Here is a 20157-nt window from a genome sequence, read left to right on the forward strand (position 1 = left end):
AGGTGATAACCAAAAGTATGGTTTTCACTTTTGTGTTAGCAGCTTAGTCAGAAATACGTTGATTGGCTTCCTCGGATTAACCCAAGGCAATCAATGGATTTATGACGTCTCATTGCTAACGCAATATTTAGAGAGATATAGTTCTCTCAAAACTACACAATGTTATGAATATTTCTTTTGGTCAAGTCCTCGACCTATTAGTATTGGTCAGCTGAGTACATTACTGCACTTACACCTCCAACCTATCAACCAGGTAGTCTTCCTGGGGTCTTACTCTCTTTCGAGATGGGAAATCTTATCTTGAGGGGGGCTTCGTGCTTAGATGCCTTCAGCACTTATCCCTTCCATACGTAGCTACCCAGCGATGCTCTTGGCAGAACAACTGGTACACCAGAGGTATGTCCATCCCGGTCCTCTCGTACTAAGGACAGCTCCTCTCAAATTTCCTGCGCCCGCGACGGATAGGGACCGAACTGTCTCACGACGTTCTGAACCCAGCTCGCGTACCACTTTAATGGGCGAACAGCCCAACCCTTGGGACCTACTACAGCCCCAGGATGTGATGAGCCGACATCGAGGTGCCAAACCTCCCCGTCGATGTGGACTCTTGGGGGAGATAAGCCTGTTATCCCCGGGGTAGCTTTTATCCGTTGAGCGATGGCCCTTCCACTCGGAACCACCGGATCACTAAGCCCGACTTTCGTCCTTGCTCGACCTGTATGTCTCGCAATCAAGCTCCCTTTTGCCTTTGCACTCTACGCACGATTTCCGACCGTGCTGAGGGAACCTTTGGGCGCCTCCGTTACTTTTTGGGAGGCGACCGCCCCAGTCAAACTGCCCACCTGACAGTGTCCCAAGACCGGTTTCACGGTCTATGGTTAGAATTTCAGTACTACAAGAGTGGTATCCCAAGGTCGACTCCACCAAGACTGGCGTCCTAGTTTCAAAGTCTCCCACCTATCCTGTACATATAGTACCAAAATCCAATGTCAGGCTACAGTAAAGCTCCACGGGGTCTTTCCGTCCTGTCGCGGGTAACCAGCATCTTCACTGGTATTACAATTTCACCGGGTCTATTGTTGAGACAGTGCCCAAATCGTTACGCCTTTCGTGCGGGTCGGAACTTACCCGACAAGGAATTTCGCTACCTTAGGACCGTTATAGTTACGGCCGCCGTTTACTGGGGCTTAAGTTCAGTGCTTCGCTTGCGCTAACACGTCCCCTTAACCTTCCAGCACCGGGCAGGCGTCAGCCCCTATACTTCGTCTTTCGACTTAGCAGAGACCTATGTTTTTGGTAAACAGTCGCTTGGGCCTATTCTCTGCGGCCGGATAAGGCTTATGGAGTAAATCCTTCACCAAATCCGGCACCCCTTCTCCCGAAGTTACGGGGTCATTTTGCCGAGTTCCTTAACAATAGTTCTCCCGATCGTCTTAGGATTCTCTCCTCACCCACCTGTGTCGGTTTGCGGTACGGGCACTTTATAGTCTCGATAGAGGCTTTTCTCGACAGTGTGGAATCAACCAGTTCGCTACTTATATTTCGCTCCCCATCACATCTCAGAATATGTTAGAACGGATTTGCCTATCCTAACTCCCTACTTGCTTAGACGCACACAACCAACGGTGCGCATGGTTTATCCTACTGTGTCCCCCCATTTCTCAAACGACTAAAAGTGGTACAGGAATCTCAACCTGTTGTCCATCGCCTACGCCTTTCGGCCTCGGCTTAGGTCCCGACTAACCCTGAGCGGACGAACCTTCCTCAGGAAACCTTGGGTTTTCGACGGGCAAGATTCTCACTTGCCTCTCGTTACTCATGCCAACATTCTCTCTTCTGTAAAGTCCACTGCTCCTTACGGTACAGCTTCTACCCTTACAGAACGCTCGCCTACCATCCTTTCGGATCCATAGCTTCGGTGATACGTTTGAGCCCCGGACATTTTCGGCGCAGAATCACTCGACCAGTGAGCTATTACGCACTCTTTAAATGAGTGGCTGCTTCTAAGCCAACATCCTGGTTGTCTGTGCAACTCCACATCCTTTTCCACTTAACGTATACTTTGGGACCTTAGCTGATGGTCTGGGCTCTTTCCCTCTTGACTACGGATCTTATCACTCGCAGTCTGACTCCCAAGTATAAGACGACGGCATTCGGAGTTTGATAGGTTTCGGTAACCGGTGAAGGCCCCTTGACCATTCAGTGCTCTACCTCCGTGTCTCTAATCTTGAGGCTAGCCCTAAAGCTATTTCGGCGAGAACCAGCTATCTCCGAGCTCGATTGGAATTTCACCGCTACCCACAGATCATCCGGTGACTTTTCAACGTCAATCGGTTCGGACCTCCACGAAATTTTACTTCCGCTTCATCCTGTCCATGGGTAGGTCGCTCGGTTTCGGGTCTATGGCATGAAACTAAGTCGCCCGATTAAGACTCGGTTTCCCTACGGCTTCGCACCTTAAGTGCTTAACCTTGCTCCATACCATAACTCGTTGGCCCGTTCTACAAAAAGTACGCGGTCACACATATAAAGTGCTCCCACAGCTTGTAAGCAAAGGGTTTCAGGTTCTATTTCACTCCCCTTCCGGGGTTCTTTTCACCTTTCCCTCACGGTACTATGCGCTATCGGTCACTAGGTAGTATTTAGCCTTGGGGGGTGGTCCCCCCTGCTTCCCACAGGGTTTCACGTGTCCCGTGGTACTCTGGATCACAGTCAAAGATCTTCTTGTTTGATATACAGGACTATTACCTTCTCCGGTGGGGCTTTCCAACCCTCTTCTACTACAATACCTTCTTCTTAACGACCGTGTCCACAACCCCGATGAAGTAAACCCCATCGGTTTGGGCTCTTCCCCTTTCGCTCGCCGCTACTGAGGGAATCGAATTTTCTTTCTCTTCCTCGGGGTACTTAGATGTTTCAGTTCCCCCGGTCTGTCTTCTATTACCTATGAATTGAGTAATAGATACTTGGATATGAACCCAAGTGGGTTTCCCCATTCGGAAATCCCCGGATCAATGCCTGCTTGCGGCTTCCCGAGGCTTATCGCAGCTTACCACGTCCTTCATCGACTCCTAGTGCCAAGGCATCCGCCCTTTGCTCTTAATAACTTGACCTTTACGCTCATGACCCAAATCATAGATTTAGAGTCAATCGCTCAGCTAACAATCGCACCTTATATTCCCCTGAACAAATCAAAGAAAAGGTTTAATTGATAGTTTATTGATTTCGCATTTATTTAAGCAGATGACCAAAATCTTCGATTTTAAGTCAGTCGCTTAGCTAGCAATTTGATGATTTGTTTCCCTGAACAAATCAAGGAAATCGTCAAATTGATAGCTTCATGTTTCACATAACATTGTGTAGTTTTCAAAGAACATAAGCAGACAACCGAAATGTTGATTTCGTTTGTCTAACTTTATTAGAGAGATTAGGTCTCTCAAAACCAAACAGTATAGATGCGCCTTTGCTCCTTAGAAAGGAGGTGATCCAGCCGCACCTTCCGATACGGCTACCTTGTTACGACTTCACCCCAGTCATCGACTTCACCTTCGGCAGCTTCCTCCTTACGGTTAGATAGCTGACTTCGGGTGCTTCCGACTCCCGTGGTGTGACGGGCGGTGTGTACAAGACCCGGGAACGCATTCACCGCGACATTCTGATTCGCGATTACTAGCAACTCCAGCTTCATGTGGGCGAGTTTCAGCCCACAATCCGAACTGGGACCGACTTTATAGGATTTGCTCCGGATTACTCCTTCGCTGCCCGTTGTATCGGCCATTGTAGCACGTGTGTAGCCCTGAACATAAGGGGCATGATGATTTGACGTCATCCCCACCTTCCTCCGAGTTATCCCCGGCAGTCTCTCTAGAGTGCCCAGCCGAACTGCTGGCAACTAAAGACAAGGGTTGCGCTCGTTGCGGGACTTAACCCAACATCTCACGACACGAGCTGACGACAACCATGCACCACCTGTCACCTCAGTCCCCGAAGGGAAGACTCCGGTTAAGGAGTGGTCCGAGGGATGTCAAGTCCAGGTAAGGTTCTTCGCGTTGCTTCGAATTAAACCACATGCTCCGCTGCTTGTGCGGGTCCCCGTCAATTCCTTTGAGTTTCACTCTTGCGAGCGTACTCCCCAGGCGGAGTGCTTAATGCGTTAGCTGCGGCACTGAGGTTCGACCCCCAACACCTAGCACTCATCGTTTACGGCGTGGACTACCAGGGTATCTAATCCTGTTTGCTCCCCACGCTTTCGTGCCTCAGCGTCAGTAATGGTCCAGAAAGTCGCCTTCGCCACTGGTGTTCCTCCTAATATCTACGCATTTCACCGCTACACTAGGAATTCCACTTTCCTCTCCCATACTCAAGTCTTGCAGTTTCAAAGGCTTACTACGGTTGAGCCGTAGCCTTTCACCTCTGACTTGCAAGACCGCCTACGCACCCTTTACGCCCAGTGATTCCGGATAACGCTTGCCCCCTACGTATTACCGCGGCTGCTGGCACGTAGTTAGCCGGGGCTTCCTCCTAGGGTACCGTCAATATTCTTCCCCTAGGACAGAGCTTTACGACCCGAAGGCCTTCATCGCTCACGCGGCGTTGCTGCATCAGGCTTTCGCCCATTGTGCAATATTCCCCACTGCTGCCTCCCGTAGGAGTCTGGACCGTGTCTCAGTTCCAGTGTGGCCGATCACCCTCTCAGGTCGGCTACTGATCGTCGCCTTGGTGAGCCATTACCTCACCAACTAGCTAATCAGACGCGGGCCCATCTTGTACCGAAATTCTTTGACCCTTAAGGGATGCCCCTCTAGGGTTTTATGGGGTATTAGCAACGGTTTCCCGTTGTTGTCCCCCTGTACAAGGTAGGTTGCCCACGCGTTACTCACCCGTCCGCCGCTAGTTTCACTTTCTTCCACCCGAAGGCTTCCGTCAGATTAACCCGCTCGACTTGCATGTGTTAGGCACGCCGCCAGCGTTCATCCTGAGCCAGGATCAAACTCTTATATATAAATTTCTGGGTCCATCTTAGTAAAACTAAAATGGCTTCTCGACTTTGTCGAGTTTGTATTTTGCGCAAAATCTAAGACTTTGGCAATCTACTTGTAATATGCTGGCTTACATCTATACTGTTTAGTTTTCAAAGACCTGATTTCTAACTTGCTTGGTATAACCCGTCGCGTTTTGGCAACTTAATCAATATATCATTTTTGATGACATATGTCAACACTTTTTCAAAACTTTTTATTTTGTCTGGTTTTGTTTGGTTATGTTATGTTTATTCAAGTAGTCTCCGCCTTACGACGACTTGTACTACTATAACAGCTCTTCACCTCAAAGTCAAATGGTATATTCACCCATATTAATCAATACAATATACTTATTCAAACCCTAAAGATGATTTAAATATTCCTTATTATAAGTATCGTATCATTGGCACTTTTAAACCAAGCCTCATTTTAGGTACAGACCGTTCAAAACATATGAATTACAGACAGAATAAAACCCAGCACCCACATATTACGTAAGAGTGCTGGGTTTTTAAAGCAAAGAATATGAAAGTTTTAAACAGTCTCAGATCCTCCATTGACAGACCTTATTGAGACGATTACTCTTCTTCTTGTTCCTGCTTGTTCTGATCAAGTGGCTTCATTGTTGGGAAAAGTAATACATCCCTAATAGATGGAGAATCAGTTAGTAGCATCATTAATCTATCAATACCGATGCCCAGTCCACCAGTAGGCGGTAGGCCTACTTCTAGCGCATTTAAGAAATCCTCATCTAACATATGAGCTTCATCATCTCCGGCTTCTCTCTGAACTAATTGCTCCATAAACCGCGCTCTTTGGTCAATTGGATCATTTAACTCAGAAAAAGCATTGGCAATTTCCCATGTGTTTACAAATGCCTCAAATCGATTTGTGATTTCTGGGTTATCAGGATTTCGCTTAGCCAAGGGTGACACCTCTACAGGATGATGTGTAATGAAAGTAGGTTGCATCAGATGCTTCTCTACGAATGTTTCAAAAACCTCATTAATCACATGCCCCTTCTTCATACCAGGCCTTACTTCTAAGCCTAGTTTTTTGGCCAATTCAATGGCTTCTTCATCCGTCTTGATCTCACTAAAATCAACATCTGCATATTCCTTACAAGAGTCAGTCATAGAAATCCGTCTCCAGGGTGGCGTCAGATCGATCTCAGTTCCTTGGTAAGTAATTTTAGTTGTTCCCAACGCATTTTCAGCAACATGGGCAACAATGTTTTCTGTAATATCCATCATATCCTTATAATCTGCATAAGCCTCATATAGTTCAATTGTCGTGAATTCAGGATTATGTTTAATAGACATTCCTTCATTTCTAAAAAGACGGCCAATTTCATATACACGATCAAGACCACCCACAATTAAACGCTTTAAATGTAGTTCTGTGGCAATTCTTAAATACATATCAATACCCAATGTATTATGATGGGTTGTAAAAGGTTTAGCACTGGCTCCTCCAGCAATGGTATCTAAAATAGGTGTTTCAACTTCTATATATCCACGATCATCTAAAAATGAGCGAATGGATTTGATTGCCCTAGATCGTACCATAAAAGTTTTCTTCACTTCAGGATTGACGATTAAATCTACATATCTTTGACGGTATCTCAAGTCTTGATCCTTTAACCCATGCCATTTTTCAGGAAGAACCTGTAGAGATTTAGTTAATAACTTGACTTCAAGGGCTTTGACTGATACTTCCCCTTTATTGGTTTTGAATATTTCTCCTTGAATCTCTAAAATGTCGCCACGATCATAGGTCACAAACAGTTCATATGCCTTCTCACCAATTTTATCTTCTCTAACATAAACTTGAATTCGCCCATCTTTGTCTTGAATATTGATGAAACTCGCTTTACCGTGGCCTCTCTTAGCCATCATTCTTCCTGCGATGGTTACTTTTTGACCTTCAAGTGCTTCAAAATCTTCTTGGATTTGCTCACTATAATGGGTGATATGTACCTTTTCAATCTTAAAGGGATCTTGCCCTGAATCTTGTAAATACTTTAACTTTTCACGCCGAATTTGCAGAAGTTCACTAACACTTTGTTCTTCATTCATCCTCAGTTCCTCCAAACCCTATCTTGTAATTTTTAACACCTTGTATTGTGTCACGCCATCAGGAATTTGTATATCTACCACTTCTCCAACTTTGCGCCCTAGCAATGTTCTTCCTACAGGCGATTCATTAGAAATTCTTAACTCATAAGGGTCCGCTTCAGCAGAACCTACAATGGTATATTCAACGATTTCATCATACTCTAAGTCTTTCACTTCAACAGTTGTACCAATACTAACTACATCAGATGAAATTTCACTTTCATCGATTACTCTTGCTTTTCTTAGCATGTTTTCTAGCTTAGCAATTCTTTCCTCTACTTGGGCTTGCTCATTTTTTGCTTCATCATATTCAGAGTTCTCACTAAGATCTCCAAAGGCGATGGCTTGCTTAATTCTACCTGCAACCTCTCTACGCCTCACTGTCTTTAGCTGCTCCAAATCATCTTCAATCTTTTTTAGCCCCTGGGCTGTTAAAAGAACTTCTTTTTCTGTCATTCCATCTCTCTCCTTTATGTGTTGTTTTTCAATATTCCCCTGCCACCCTATTTCTTATGCTTTATGCAAATTCGTTATCTATTATGTATGAGATTCGTTGATAATATATGTCCTTATATCGAATTTATCCTCCGATGATCATGGTAATTATATCCGTTAAGACGATGCGATCATTCCAGCAGATCTCTTATCCTTCTTATACAATCATAAGAAGCACTGATTGGACACAGTGCTTATCATTCCTTGATATTGTAGTTATTATAAGATAGGGCGTATGAATTGTCAAGTTAAAAAGGGAAAATCTTGCAGACGCAAAATCCTTGGCTTCAGATTAATCTCCTCCAGTATCGTCTCATAGCTCCGAGGCCATTGTTTTATTGTTTCATTTCTCCCTAAGGCCACGATTGCTGCCTCCATTGCATTGGTCCCGAAGGATCTTCCCTCTAGTTCTGGGGTCGTTGTCACCAGTAGCGCCACACCCTTGGCTTTTAGTTCTTCTACGTCCAATTGTGTGACTGTGTTGGTAATCAGCGTTTTCCCATCAAGTCTCTCGGGCATATACCTTCTAATATAGTGATAGTCTCCAGCTATAATATCGTTTTCTTGGTAATAGCTTCCTATTTTCCTATCTATTTTTCCATCCTGCTGCTTTCCCGTGGGATACAACATGCTAAGTGGAAGCTTACATGCAATAGGTGCAAGAATTTTAGCCACTCTATTTAGTGTTTTTAGGGAATAAAGTGGACAGTCCACCTTCAGTGCAAATATCAAATCTCCGATGGTTAACCGAGCTCCTTTTCCATCAATGGCTTCAGCCATTCCAAATCGGTCCATAGCAGAAGTAATCAATACCTTTTTATTGGCAAACTCAACAATTCTTTCTTTATACAAATACTCAATAACCCTTGGCTCCAAGGTGTTTTTTAATCCAGAACCATCAACAATGGGTGTCTTCTGTGCAGCTTTCTGTATGCCTATGGCATCTCTTAATATGTACTTACGCTGACCCGCCCATAGGTATAAATCAATCCCACCCATTCCAAAGGCATCTACTTTTCCATCTAAGTCCTTAATCAAGTTAATGGCCCTTTGTATATTACCATTAGTCCCAATACGCTCTATTTGGATGGTCTCGCCCATCAACTCTATTTCTGCGCAGTGGTCTCTTTTAGCACTTCCTAAACTAACACTCACGACTCTTTTCAATCTAGATTCCTCCCCAGTTCATTGAAGCCACCGTCACCTCTCTCTACTTAAGAAAAGATATTTGTATTATTACCTGTTTCCTTTTCTATATACAGTGACGACTACGAAACATAATGAGACTGATCCTAGCGGTCCTTTTAATTATATTGAGGATATGAAGTTTGTTTAACGATTTTCTTTCCCATAGTCTTCTAGTAGAAGCTTCATCTCTTGGGAACTCTCAATTCGATTAATCAGATTTCTAATGCTTGCTGAATTTTTCAGACCCTTTAAATACCAACCAACATGCTTTCTCATTTCCCGAATTCCTATATATTCTCCTTTATATTTAATGACCAAATCCATATGTTCTAAGATCATTTCCACACGTTCTTCTAAGCCTGGTTCAGCTAAGACTTCTCCGTTTTTCATATAGGCATCCACCCGTTTGAAAATCCAAGGATTTCCTTGAGCCCCTCTACCGATCATAATTCCATCACACTGGGTCTGTTCAAGCATGTCCCTGGCATCTTCTACCGAAAAAACGTCACCATTTCCAATAACAGGGATTGTCACCGCTTCTTTCACCTGCTTGATAATATCCCAATCTGCTTTTCCTGAATAAAACTGCTCTCTTGTTCTTCCGTGGACGGCAATTGCCTGGGCACCACTGTCTTCCAATATTTTTGCCATCTCTACAGCATTAATTTGCTTATCGTCCCATCCTTTTCGAATCTTTACTGTCACAGGTTTAATTGATTCTCTTACAACAGCTTTTACAACCCGAGCAGCTCTTGGTGGGTCTAGCATCAAAGCACTCCCATCTCCATTTTTCACAATTTTGGGCGTGGGACATCCCATATTAATATCTAAAATTATATTCTCTCGGTCATTGAGCATATATGCCGCCTTGGCCATGATGTCAGGTTCCGATCCGAAGATTTGCAAAGCAGCTGGTTTCTCCTCAGGATGAATTTGAAGTAGCCGTTCTGTTTTTTTGTCTCCATAATAAAGTCCCTTGGCACTAACCATTTCCATATAAACCATACCGGAGCCCATTTTTTTACAAATGAGTCGAAATGGCAGATCTGTGACCCCTGCCATTGGGGCTAAAAACACCTTGCTATGTAAAGATATGTCACCTATTTTCATACTGTTGAATCACCTCTCCACTAGTATACCCTATACATCAAAAAACAAAGCCAGGCTTATGCCTGGCTTTCCTTTAATATTGCTTGACGCTCCTGTCGGTTCCGTTCGTAAATCAGTGATAATCCTTCAAGGGTCAAGAACTTATCTACAACATCAATGCACTGGGTTTCACTGTCAATCAGTGTAGAAAGCCCCCCAGTGGCCACTACTTTGATTTTACTTCGAACGTTAAACTCCTTCTTCATCTTATTGACAATGTACTCTACCAGCCCTACATAGCCATAGACAATCCCGGCTTGCATACTACTGACAGTACTTTTACAAATCACTTTCCCTGGTTTTACTAATTCCACTCGAGGAAGCTTTGCTGCTCTTTGGAAAAGGGCATCACTGGCAATCTTAATACCTGGTGAGATTGTTCCTCCAAGATATTCTCCATGTCCAGAAATGGCACAAAAAGTTGTGGCAGTTCCAAAGTCAACGACAATTAAAGGTCCACCGTACTTTTCAAAGGCAGCTACTGCATTGACAATCCGATCAGCGCCTACCTGCTTAGGGTTATCATATTTAATATTGATACCAGTTTTTACACCAGGTCCTACAACTAAGGGCTCTACATTACAAAGCTTTCGGATTGCGTGCTCTAGAGAATACATAATATTAGGAACAACTGAAGATATAATCACATCTTCAACGGTTTTGATATTCAATCCACTGTATTGAAAAAGTTGGTTGATCAATACGCTATATTCATCAGAGCTTTTATCTTCATCTGTAGAAATTCGCCAGAAGTCTACTAGTTCTTGTTTTTCATATAAGCCTAAAACGATGTTCGTATTTCCTACATCAACGACTAAAATCATCTGTTCACCTTCTCAGCTTCCTTGTTATTTAATGAAGTGCTTCATCTTTAATGAAGTGTTTCAGCGTTTTCCCCACAGCATAAACAATCAATGCAGAAAGAATCATTTCAGGAATACCATTCATGGTTGCAATACCAAGGACTACAGACCACGGTAGATATCCTCTAACATAAATCATTGCCAGTACACCCAGTGTATTGGTGGCAGTTCCTACCACTGCTGCAACAATTATGTTTTTAGATGCACGATAAGCATAATAACTCATAACTCCAATTAGCAATCTTGGTAAAATGGCTACCAATGGATCTGCGAAGAAGGGAGTATTTGCCCTTAAAAAACTACTTCCTCCAAAAATTAGTCCTACAAAAGTAGCGACCTTTGGTCCAGCTACGATAGCAGCAATGATCACAGGAATATGCATCGTAGTTGCATTAACTCCTAAGATCGGTAATGGTATATACCCCAGGGGAGTCATACTCAGCACCACAGAAAATGCTGCAAGCATTCCAGCCAGTGCCATTTTTTTTGTAGTTAGTTTGGTTGTTGTAACCATACCTACACCTCCGTTCCAGCTCTTTAAAAGATGCCGGACTATTTTTTTTAGATCTTCAAAAGTCTAGCTCCTAAAGGATGCTAGCTATTTTGTCGTAATCATTTTAACAGTTTCTTATAATATTTTCAACTATTTTGTGACATCACTTAAATTTTGTGCCTCTTGACGCAATTCCTCAATGTATGTGTACAGATTTTCCATGGTTGCGCTGGCCTGATAGGCAGCCTCTACCTGCTGTTTTGTAGCCTCTTCAATGTGAACCGCTTCCTTTGCTACTTCCCCGTTTGTTTTTTTCAACCCACTTACGATGCCATCAATTTTCTCAATTGATCCTTGGATAGAAGTCGCTAATTTACGAATTTCCTCCGCCACAACACTAAATCCTCTACCTGCTTCCCCAAGTCTTGCGGATTCTATGGCCGCATTGAGTCCTAATAGGTTTGTTTGAGTTGCAATTTTCTTTACCATTATTGTAATTTCTTCTGTCATTTGCGTGTGTTTAATGGCTTCATCCGAAAGCTTAATCAAGTACTGACCTGTGTTAGACATGCTTTCTGACTCTGCAGCAATCTCTTGAGAGGAAGCTTGTAGCTGCGACATTCCAGATGAAAGGGCCTCTGTCATTTCAAGTAATCTATCTTGCTTTTCAATTGATTCCAGAAAACATACCCCACCTATAACCTGACCATTTTCATGAATTGGTATTGCAATGGCAATGTAAGGAAATCCAAAAAGTTCTTTTCCCATCCTTTTAATAATCTGTTTGTTTTGTATCATTGCTTGATTAATTACCGTCTCTTTTTTAAGTGGATCTCCAGGTTTAACAGGAAATTGTACACTTGTTCCTGGTGCGTACCCTACATATTTTTCGCGATCACAGGTAACCACTGCTAAATCACTGGTATGTAGCTGCTTCATAAGAGGTAGTACCTTTGTAAACGCTTCTAGTAATGTTGAATGCTCATTCATCTTCTCCCACTCCTTTAGATATCATTTTTCCTTTGTATTCCACAATTGTTTTTATATCTATACCCATGTCGAAATACAATGTTTATTGTCATTATTATAAATGACATCAGGTGTTGTGTCTATGATTCTTTTTGTTCATAAGAGGGAAAATATAATTGTTTTGCTGCGCTGGCATTGACCATAACCCACTTAAATTTCAAATGAGCTTTCTAAAAGAATTTAACTACGTAATAAGAAAATTGGAAGAGGATTCCCCCTTCCAATTTTCAACTTACTATACTAATCCAACACTGGCAAAAATAATTGCTGTGATAACAGCTAACACAGGGATGGCTGTTCCAACCATGAAAATATCCTTGTATGAATCCTTGTGAGTCATTGCTGTAACAGCTAATAGTGTTAACACCGCACCATTATGTGGTAATGTATCCAATCCACCACTGGAAAGAGATGCAACTCTATGGAATGCTTCTAGTGGAATTCCTGATGTTGCCGCTAATTCCACAAAACGATCACCCAATGCAGCTAAAGCAATTCCCATACCACCAGAAGCAGATCCTGTTGCTCCGGCCAATACGTTTACAGCTACAGCTTGCGATATTAGCGGATTTCCACCAATTCCAAGCACCATTTCTGTTAAGGTTTCAAAACCTGGTACCGCTCTTACAACTGCTCCAAATCCAACAGCAGCACTTGTATTAATAATCGCTAATACAGATCCAGATGCACCTGTATTGACTGTTTGTACAAGCTTAGGTAATCTCGTAAAGTTCAATGCAATTGTCAATAAGATTCCAATACCTAATGCAATAATAATATCTAATTCAGCTACATTTAACAATAAAATAATTGATACTAGGGGGATTAATGATAAATATGGATTTGGTAGCGTAGAAACATCTACCTCTTCCACTTTTTCAGTTAACTCTACAAATACTTCTCCTGCTGCAGCCATTTGTTTTTGTCGGTAGTTTAACCATAATAGTCCACCACCACACATGACGATTGCACCGGCGATACCCATAATGGGTGCTGCCATAGCTGTGGTCCCAAAATAGTCCCTAGGAATTAGATTTTGAATTTGTGGTGTTCCTGGGATTGCAGTCATTGTAAATGTAAAGGAACCTAATGCAATCGTTCCAGGAATTAATTTTCTAGAGATGTTCGCCTCTCTAAATAAAGCAAGAGCTAATGGATACATTGCAAATACAACGACGAATAACGAAACGCCACCGTAGGTTAGAACGGCACAACCTGCTACAACCGCCATAATGGCTCTCTTCGTTCCAAATGCCTTTGTAATTAATACCGCTACAGCCCGAGCAGCTCCAGAGTCATCCATTAATTTACCAAATATTGCTCCAAGCATAAATACCGGGAACCATGACTGAGCGAAACCTACAAATCCACCCATATAATCTTGTGTATAGGCCGGTAATAATTCAAGCCCTCCTGTAAATGCAACAACCAATGCAGCAAGTGGGGCAACCCATATGATGGACATCCCACGATATGCTAGGTACATCAATAAAGCTAAACCTATAATAATTCCTATCATAACTTTTCTCCCTCCATTTTCTCTATTTTTTTATAATTTAATGCCCATTTTTTCAGGCTTAAATATACTTGGGTCCATCTGCTTTAACGTTGGACTAACCGTTGGTTTAAAGCTCATTTGATTTAGAACATCTTTTTGTAAATCAACGCCAGGAGCAATTTCAGTTAATTCAATTCCTTTTTCACTTAATTCAAATACAGCTCTCTCTGTAATGTAAAGTACTGTTTGCTTTGTTTCAACTGCGTACTCCCCACTAAAGGTAATGTGTTCTACTTCCTCGATAAATTTCTTTACTTTACCCTCTTGAAGAATGTTTAATTGCCCATCCTTTGCTTCTACCTTTAATCCACCGGCTGTAAATGTACCGCAGAAAATCACTTTCTTCGCATTTTGTGTGATATTAATAAAGCCACCGGCTCCCGCAATTTTAGGACCAAATTTACTTACATTGATATTTCCAGTTTCATCACATTGGGCAAGCCCTAAGAATGCAACGTCCAATCCACCGCCATCATAAAAGTCAAACTGATATGGTTGATCGATAATTGCTTCTGGATTCATGGCAGCTCCAAAGCTTAATCCACCAGCTGGCACCCCACCAATAGGGCCCGGCTCTACCGTTAAAATCATTTCGTCTCCGAGTCCTTCTTCATTGGCAACAGCCGCTACCCCTTCAGGCATTCCAATTCCAAGATTGACAATGGCATTTGGAATCAATTCTTGAGCAGCACGTCGAGCAATGATTTTACGCTCACTTAATGGTAAGGGCTTTAAAGAGTTAATCGGCACCATTGTTTCTCCTGTATAGCTAGGATTATATGCTTCACTAAATGTTTGCATATGGTTTGCCATGTCTTCAACCTCAACAATACTATCCACGTAAATCCCAGGAATTTTTACTAGCCTAGGATCTAATGTGCCATTTTTTACAACCTTTTCCACCTGTACAATAACCATTCCTCCAGAGTTCTTGCAGGCTTGGGCAATGGATAATACTTCTAATGAAGCTGCTTCTCTTTGCATGGTAACGTTTCCATTTTCATCGGCATACGTTCCCCGAATCAAAGCAACATTAATTGGAAATGTTTTGTAGAACAAATAATCTTTTCCTGAAATTTCCATTACCTCAACTAAATCTTCTTTTGTTAGCTTATTGAGCTTTCCACCCTGTACTCTTGGATCTACAAAGGTTTTCAACCCTACATGAGTTAAAGTTCCGGGCTTTCCTGCTGCAATGTCTCTAAATAGATGAGAAATAACGCCTTGGGGAAAGTTATAGGCTTCAATCTTATTATCAAAGGCAAGTTTTTGGACCTTTGGTACTAATCCCCAGTGTCCACCGACTACTCTCTTAAGCAAGCCTTCATGACCTAAGTGATTTAATCCTTTCTCCTTACCATCCCCCTGGCCTGCCGCATAAACCAACGTTAGGTTTCGAGGTTCACCCGTCTCTAAAAACCTCTTTTCTAGTGCGATTTCCAACTCTTCTGGAACTGCCACTCCAACGAATCCCCCAGTAGCTACTGTTGCATTAGATGGAATTTGCTTTATTGCTTCATCGGCTGTTAAGAATTTTACTGCCATGAAAAAACCTCCTTCATTTCATTTGAATTATTTTAATGCAATCTTCGTGCCAGTTTCACTGTTTTTAGTGTGATCAAGTAGGCATCAAAAAATTACACTTTTCAAAAAATATTTAAGAGATTTTAGTGTTTATTTCAAAATGGATTTGTTCATTTACTTTACATTCTTATATCGTTTTCTAAATTTTCAATTAATTGTTGTCAGCCTTCAACGCTTTTATTTTCATGGAAGGCTTCTAATTAATAACATTTATCCGCATTATTGTTCACTTACTTTACAGTGTTCATTATTCTAACACTGCGTACTCCTAACAGTGGCTTTAATCTAATTTTCTAATCCATATTTTTTTATTTTTTCATATAAGCTTGTCCGACTAATGTCTAATAGCTTAGCTGTTTGAAATTTATTGCCCCTTGTTTTCACTAAACACTCTTCAATTACCTTTTTTTCAACTGCTTCAGTAATTACCCTTAGGGACTCATGATTATTGGTCTTGTTTTCCTTGATGGACTTCCGAACAAAATAGGGTAAATGATACGCCATAATAACGCCTTCCATGTCCATCAAATTTAAAGCGCGCTCAATCACGTTTTCCAATTCTCTAATATTCCCAGGCCAATGGTACGCTTGAAGTGCTTCTAATGCCGCTAATGATATTTCTGTTACTGATGTTCCCATCTCACTAGAGAGTTTTTTCAAAAGGTAGTCAGCAATGACTGTCACATCTCCCTTTCTGTCTCGCAGGGGGGGAATCTTGATATTGATCACATTAAGACGGTAATAAAGATCTTCTCTAAATTCCTTGTTTTTCACCATCTCTTCTAAGTCTTGATTGGTGGCTGCGATAATCCTCACATCAATTGGATAGGTTTTAATGCCTCCTACCCGTTCAATTTCCTTTTCCTGAATAACCCGCAGAAGTTTGGCCTGCATACTCACAGGCATGTCTCCAATTTCATCTAAGAAAATGCTGCTTTTATTGGCTAGCTCAAACTTGCCAGGTTTTCCACCCTTCTTGGCCCCTGTAAAGGCACCTTCCTCATAGCCAAAGAGCTCCGATTCTAAAAGTTCGTCCGGGATGGCTGCACAGTTAATCTTGATCAGAGGAAAATCAGCTCTAGGACTGTGGTTATGGATGGCTTGGGCAAATAACTCTTTACCAGTACCGCTTTCTCCTAGCAATAATACATTTGATTTTGTGTTGGCCACTTTACTGGCAAGCTTCTTAGCCCACTTAATCTCTTCACTGCTCCCAATGATACTATCGAATGTATGGCTGTTGCCCATCACCTTCTTTAGCTCTTCCTTATAAAACGCTAGCTCTTCTTCCATGGACTTCACTGCATCCATATAGGCCCCCATCTCTACTAAGTCTTTAAAGATAACGGTTCCCACTGCACCAATTAATTTTCCATCACGATAAAGGGGAATTCGGTTGGCCACCATCTGATTTCCTTTAATCTTTTGAATATCTCCAATTTCCTGACGCCCTGTCTTCACCACAATATGCATTCTTGTATTTTCAATTACCTCCGTCACATGTTTTCCAATAGACTCCGACTGTTCCACCCCGATGAAATCACAGTATGCTTGATTAAGCAATATAATGTAACCACCCTGATTTACGACAACGATCCAGTTAAAGGAACAATCAATAATATCCTTATATAGATCCAAAAGCTCCTGATTATGTTTGTCTTTCTTTATGGTTTCTAGTGACATGGCAAACACCTCCTACTCCCCATCATTAATATTACATCTATTATACACTTGTGCTCTCCATTGCTCAATGCTTATTATACATACGTTCCTTGTCCTCGAACGGATACTTCCCCAGAAAAAATATGTTCAATCCTTCCATCAGACAATTCTACCTCTAAAAACCCTTCATCTGTCATACCCAGTACCTTTGCTGCTTCTTGAGATCCGCCCTTGATGATCACCACTTCCCTACCGATTAAGGCACTATATTGTCTGCATAGCCTTAACACTTCTTCTAAGCTTCCCTCCTTAATGAAGGAATCATAGAATTTCTCAAATATAGAGATGATTTTTACGATCAATTCCTTACGATCATATTTTTTCTTGCCTTCAATCAAAAGAGAGCTTGCCTTTTCCTCTAATTCTGTTGGAAAATCAATGTTGTTCACATTAATTCCGATACCCACAATTAAATAATGTATTTCATTTAATTCCCCAGCAACTTCCGTTAAGATACCGCATACTTTTTTACCATTAATCACAATATCATTTGGCCACTTAACCAAGGCCTCCAATCCCGTAATTTCTCTAATTCCTTTGCAAACGGCTGCAGCTGCAATATGACTCACCTTCATCCCTTCATTAGGAGGAATTCCAGGTTTTAGGATTAGAGACATCCATATCCCCTCCCCCTTAGGCGAACTCCAATTTCGTCCTAATCTCCCCCTACCACCAACTTGCTCGTCGCTCATAACAATGGTTCCATGTGGGACTTCTAGGGCAATGGTCTTGCTGTAAGTATTAGTGGAGTCTATGGTGTCAAAATATTTAATCTCCTTGCCAATTTCCCTGGTATTTAAATTAAACTTAACTCCTCCCGGAAGAATTTCATCCCGCTGCTCTAGCAATCGATAGCCCTTCCGGCTCATTGTCTCAATCACATACCCTTCTTCCTTCAATGATTGAATTTGCTTCCATACGGCAGTTCGAGAGACATTTAGCTTTTTTCTCAAATACTCTCCCGATATATGGTTTTCTTGATGCTCATATAACTCTTTCAAAATTTTATCTTTCATTAATTAACCCTCCTCTCACAATCTATGGTAGTAAATCCTTTTCAATTCACATTCTCGTTTCTTGAATCACATTAACTATCTCACTTATTTAAAACACGATATACCTCATTCTAATGAAAGATTGTGATTTTGGCAACTACAGTAAGTACATAACAATTCTAGAAAGTTTGATAAAGGTAAGGAGAGGTGCGTTGAACACACCTCTCCTTACCTTTATCATCAATTCATTTGTATTGCTTTTTAGTTAAACAAAGATAGTAAAACCCCTGCTGCTACTGCTGATCCAATCACACCTGCCACATTGGGTCCCATGGCATGCATTAATAAAAAGTTTGTTGGATCTTCTTTTTGTCCCATTGTTTGTGATACCCTGGCAGCCATTGGTACAGCCGATACCCCTGCTGATCCAATTAATGGATTAATGGCATTTCCACCCATTAGCTTATTCATAAATTTAGCTAGGATCACACCGGTTGCAGATCCAACTGCAAAGGCCACCATTCCCAATACAATGATCTGGATTGTCGTTATCTGTAAAAATTCCTCTGCTCTTGCACTGGCACCCACACTTAACCCTAGTAAAATGGTTACAATGTTAATCAACTCGTTTTGTGCGGTTTTAGAAAGTCGGTCCGTTACTAAGCTTTCCTTCAGTAAGTTACCAAACATCAGCATTCCTATTAAAGGCGTTGCCGCTGGCAACAGTAGAGACACTAGAATTGTCACTAGGATTGGAAAAATAATTTTTTCCTTTTTACTTACATTTCTTAACTGCTTCATCCTGATCATACGCTCTTCCTTAGTTGTCAGCGCCTTCATAATCGGTGGCTGAATAATTGGCACAAGGGCCATATAGGAATAAGCTGCCACAGCAATGGGTCCTAGTAAATGACTGGCCATAATGGCTGTAATAAGAATTGCCGTGGGTCCATCTGCCCCTCCGATGATCCCTATGGCAGAGGATTCCTGTGCTGTAAAGCCCATCAAAATGGCTCCAGTAAAGGTAAAGAAGATCCCTAATTGAGCTGCAGCACCTAAAAACAAACTCTTAGGATTGGCAATTAACGGTCCGAAGTCTGTCATAGCCCCTACCCCTAAAAAGATCAGAGGTGGAAAAATCCCCAATTGATTACCTCTATAAAAGTATTGCAGCAATCCTCCCGGTGTTTCTGTATAAATCTGAGCCGGAATTCCTTCTCTTAGCATTTCTGCTGTTGGCTCTGCCAGCATTTGAACTGTTTCTCCCACAGTTCCTGGAGTCAAAGCCCTGAGGACCGTATGCCCTAGCTCCATCACCCCGGATTGCGGCAGATTCGTCAGTAGCATTCCAAAGGCAATGGGTACAAGTAGCAGTGGTTCAAACCCTTTTCCAATGGCAAGATATAATAAAACACAAGCAACACCCATCATAACTAGGGCTTGCCATGTGATATTGGCGTAACCAGTGGTTTCCCAAAATTTCATGACCACATCAAGCATTTGTGCATCTCCTTTCAATCCATTTTATGAAGTTGTATTATTTTAAAGAAACTAACGCATCTCCTCCATTGACGGATGCACCCTCTGAAACATGAATGGCAGCCACTGTTCCATCACAAGGAGCGACAATTTCATTTTCCATTTTCATCGCTTCTAAGATTATAAGTACTTGACCATTCTTTACTTCTTGTCCTTCTTTAACTTGAATTTTCCATATGTTTCCTGGCATTGGTGATTCCACCTTAGTGGCTCCTGCCACTGGCCCTGATTTGGCTTCAGTCTTGGCTGCTGCCTTTGGTGCTGCAGGCTTTGCCACTGGTGCTGCAGTTGGTGCCTTCGGTGCAGACGCCACAGATCCGTCCTTAATTTCTTCAACTTCTACCTCATATGACGCTCCGTTTACAGTAATATTAAACTTTTTCATGGTTGATTTCCTCCTTATG

General features: G+C 42.0%; 13 protein-coding genes and 2 rRNA genes. All 15 read right to left on the reverse strand.

Features of this window, described 5'->3' with window-relative positions:
* Nucleotides 1–177 precede the first annotated feature (177 nt).
* The 15 genes from AMET_RS22605 to AMET_RS22675 all read right to left on the reverse strand — a co-directional run bounded on the left by AMET_RS22605 (nt 178) and on the right by AMET_RS22675 (nt 20138).
* Nucleotides 178–3113 (reverse strand): 23S ribosomal RNA (locus AMET_RS22605).
* A gap of 361 nt (nt 3114–3474) precedes the next feature.
* Nucleotides 3475–5002 (reverse strand): 16S ribosomal RNA (locus AMET_RS22610).
* The 16S and 23S rRNA genes sit together here, the layout of an rRNA operon.
* A 597-nt stretch (nt 5003–5599) precedes the next feature.
* The gene (lysS, locus tag AMET_RS22615) at nt 5600–7099 is read right to left on the reverse strand and encodes a lysine--tRNA ligase (protein WP_012065487.1); all 1500 of its coding nucleotides are present in this window, start codon (nt 7097–7099) and stop codon (nt 5600–5602) included.
* A gap of 18 nt (nt 7100–7117) precedes the next feature.
* Nucleotides 7118–7594, reverse strand: a complete 477-nt coding sequence (gene greA, locus AMET_RS22620) for a transcription elongation factor GreA (RefSeq protein WP_012065488.1) — start codon at nt 7592–7594, stop codon at nt 7118–7120.
* 282 nt (nt 7595–7876) lie between these two features.
* Nucleotides 7877–8800, reverse strand: a complete 924-nt coding sequence (locus AMET_RS22625; RefSeq protein ID WP_012065489.1) for a hypothetical protein — start codon at nt 8798–8800, stop codon at nt 7877–7879.
* A 165-nt stretch (nt 8801–8965) separates the two neighbouring features.
* Nucleotides 8966–9931, reverse strand: coding sequence for a tRNA dihydrouridine synthase DusB (gene dusB / locus AMET_RS22630; RefSeq protein ID WP_012065490.1), 966 nt, complete (start codon nt 9929–9931; stop codon nt 8966–8968).
* Between the two features lie 56 nt (nt 9932–9987).
* Complete coding sequence (locus tag AMET_RS22635) at nt 9988–10794, reverse strand: type III pantothenate kinase (protein WP_012065491.1); 807 nt, start codon at nt 10792–10794, stop codon at nt 9988–9990.
* 28 nt (nt 10795–10822) lie between these two features.
* Nucleotides 10823–11347, reverse strand: a complete 525-nt coding sequence (locus AMET_RS22640) for an ECF transporter S component (RefSeq protein ID WP_012065492.1) — start codon at nt 11345–11347, stop codon at nt 10823–10825.
* Between the two features lie 129 nt (nt 11348–11476).
* Entirely contained in the window at nt 11477–12316 is an 840-nt protein-coding gene (locus tag AMET_RS22645) for a methyl-accepting chemotaxis protein (RefSeq protein WP_012065493.1), read from the reverse strand.
* Nucleotides 12317–12590: 274 nt separating this feature from the next.
* Nucleotides 12591–13874 carry a GntP family permease gene (locus tag AMET_RS22650; protein ID WP_012065494.1) on the reverse strand — a complete coding sequence of 428 codons (1284 nt, stop codon included), beginning with the start codon at nt 13872–13874 and terminating at the stop codon, nt 12591–12593.
* Nucleotides 13875–13904: 30 nt separating this feature from the next.
* Nucleotides 13905–15458, reverse strand: a complete 1554-nt coding sequence (locus AMET_RS22655) for an acyl CoA:acetate/3-ketoacid CoA transferase (protein WP_012065495.1) — start codon at nt 15456–15458, stop codon at nt 13905–13907.
* 324 nt (nt 15459–15782) lie between these two features.
* The gene (locus tag AMET_RS22660) at nt 15783–17180 is read right to left on the reverse strand and encodes a sigma-54 interaction domain-containing protein (protein ID WP_012065496.1); all 1398 of its coding nucleotides are present in this window, start codon (nt 17178–17180) and stop codon (nt 15783–15785) included.
* Nucleotides 17181–17254: 74 nt separating this feature from the next.
* Nucleotides 17255–18235 (reverse strand): biotin--[acetyl-CoA-carboxylase] ligase, encoded by a 981-nt coding sequence (locus AMET_RS22665; protein WP_012065497.1) that lies wholly within the window; start codon nt 18233–18235, stop codon nt 17255–17257.
* A gap of 240 nt (nt 18236–18475) precedes the next feature.
* Nucleotides 18476–19714, reverse strand: coding sequence for a sodium ion-translocating decarboxylase subunit beta (locus AMET_RS22670; protein ID WP_012064319.1), 1239 nt, complete (start codon nt 19712–19714; stop codon nt 18476–18478).
* Nucleotides 19715–19751: 37 nt separating this feature from the next.
* Complete coding sequence (locus AMET_RS22675; protein ID WP_012064320.1) at nt 19752–20138, reverse strand: biotin/lipoyl-containing protein; 387 nt, start codon at nt 20136–20138, stop codon at nt 19752–19754.
* Nucleotides 20139–20157 lie beyond the last annotated feature (19 nt).

It is taken from the genome of Alkaliphilus metalliredigens QYMF, from assembly GCF_000016985.1.
Taxonomy (GTDB): Bacteria; Bacillota; Clostridia; order Peptostreptococcales; family Natronincolaceae; genus Alkaliphilus_A; species Alkaliphilus_A metalliredigens.

Excerpts from the sequence above, each read along its gene's own strand:
- AMET_RS22670 (WP_012064319.1), bottom strand. The coding sequence starts at position 19,714 with ATGCTTGATGTGGTCATGAAATTTTGGGAAACCACTGGTTACGCCAAT.
- AMET_RS22665 (WP_012065497.1), bottom strand. The coding sequence starts at position 18,235 with ATGAAAGATAAAATTTTGAAAGAGTTATATGAGCATCAAGAAAACCAT.
- AMET_RS22645 (WP_012065493.1), bottom strand. The coding sequence starts at position 12,316 with ATGAATGAGCATTCAACATTACTAGAAGCGTTTACAAAGGTACTACCT.
- AMET_RS22655 (WP_012065495.1), bottom strand. The coding sequence starts at position 15,458 with ATGGCAGTAAAATTCTTAACAGCCGATGAAGCAATAAAGCAAATTCCA.
- lysS (WP_012065487.1), bottom strand. The coding sequence starts at position 7,099 with ATGAATGAAGAACAAAGTGTTAGTGAACTTCTGCAAATTCGGCGTGAA.
- AMET_RS22635 (WP_012065491.1), bottom strand. The coding sequence starts at position 10,794 with ATGATTTTAGTCGTTGATGTAGGAAATACGAACATCGTTTTAGGCTTA.
- dusB (WP_012065490.1), bottom strand. The coding sequence starts at position 9,931 with ATGAAAATAGGTGACATATCTTTACATAGCAAGGTGTTTTTAGCCCCA.
- AMET_RS22675 (WP_012064320.1), bottom strand. The coding sequence starts at position 20,138 with ATGAAAAAGTTTAATATTACTGTAAACGGAGCGTCATATGAGGTAGAA.
- AMET_RS22660 (WP_012065496.1), bottom strand. The coding sequence starts at position 17,180 with ATGTCACTAGAAACCATAAAGAAAGACAAACATAATCAGGAGCTTTTG.
- AMET_RS22650 (WP_012065494.1), bottom strand. The coding sequence starts at position 13,874 with ATGATAGGAATTATTATAGGTTTAGCTTTATTGATGTACCTAGCATAT.
- AMET_RS22640 (WP_012065492.1), bottom strand. The coding sequence starts at position 11,347 with ATGGTTACAACAACCAAACTAACTACAAAAAAAATGGCACTGGCTGGA.
- greA (WP_012065488.1), bottom strand. The coding sequence starts at position 7,594 with ATGACAGAAAAAGAAGTTCTTTTAACAGCCCAGGGGCTAAAAAAGATT.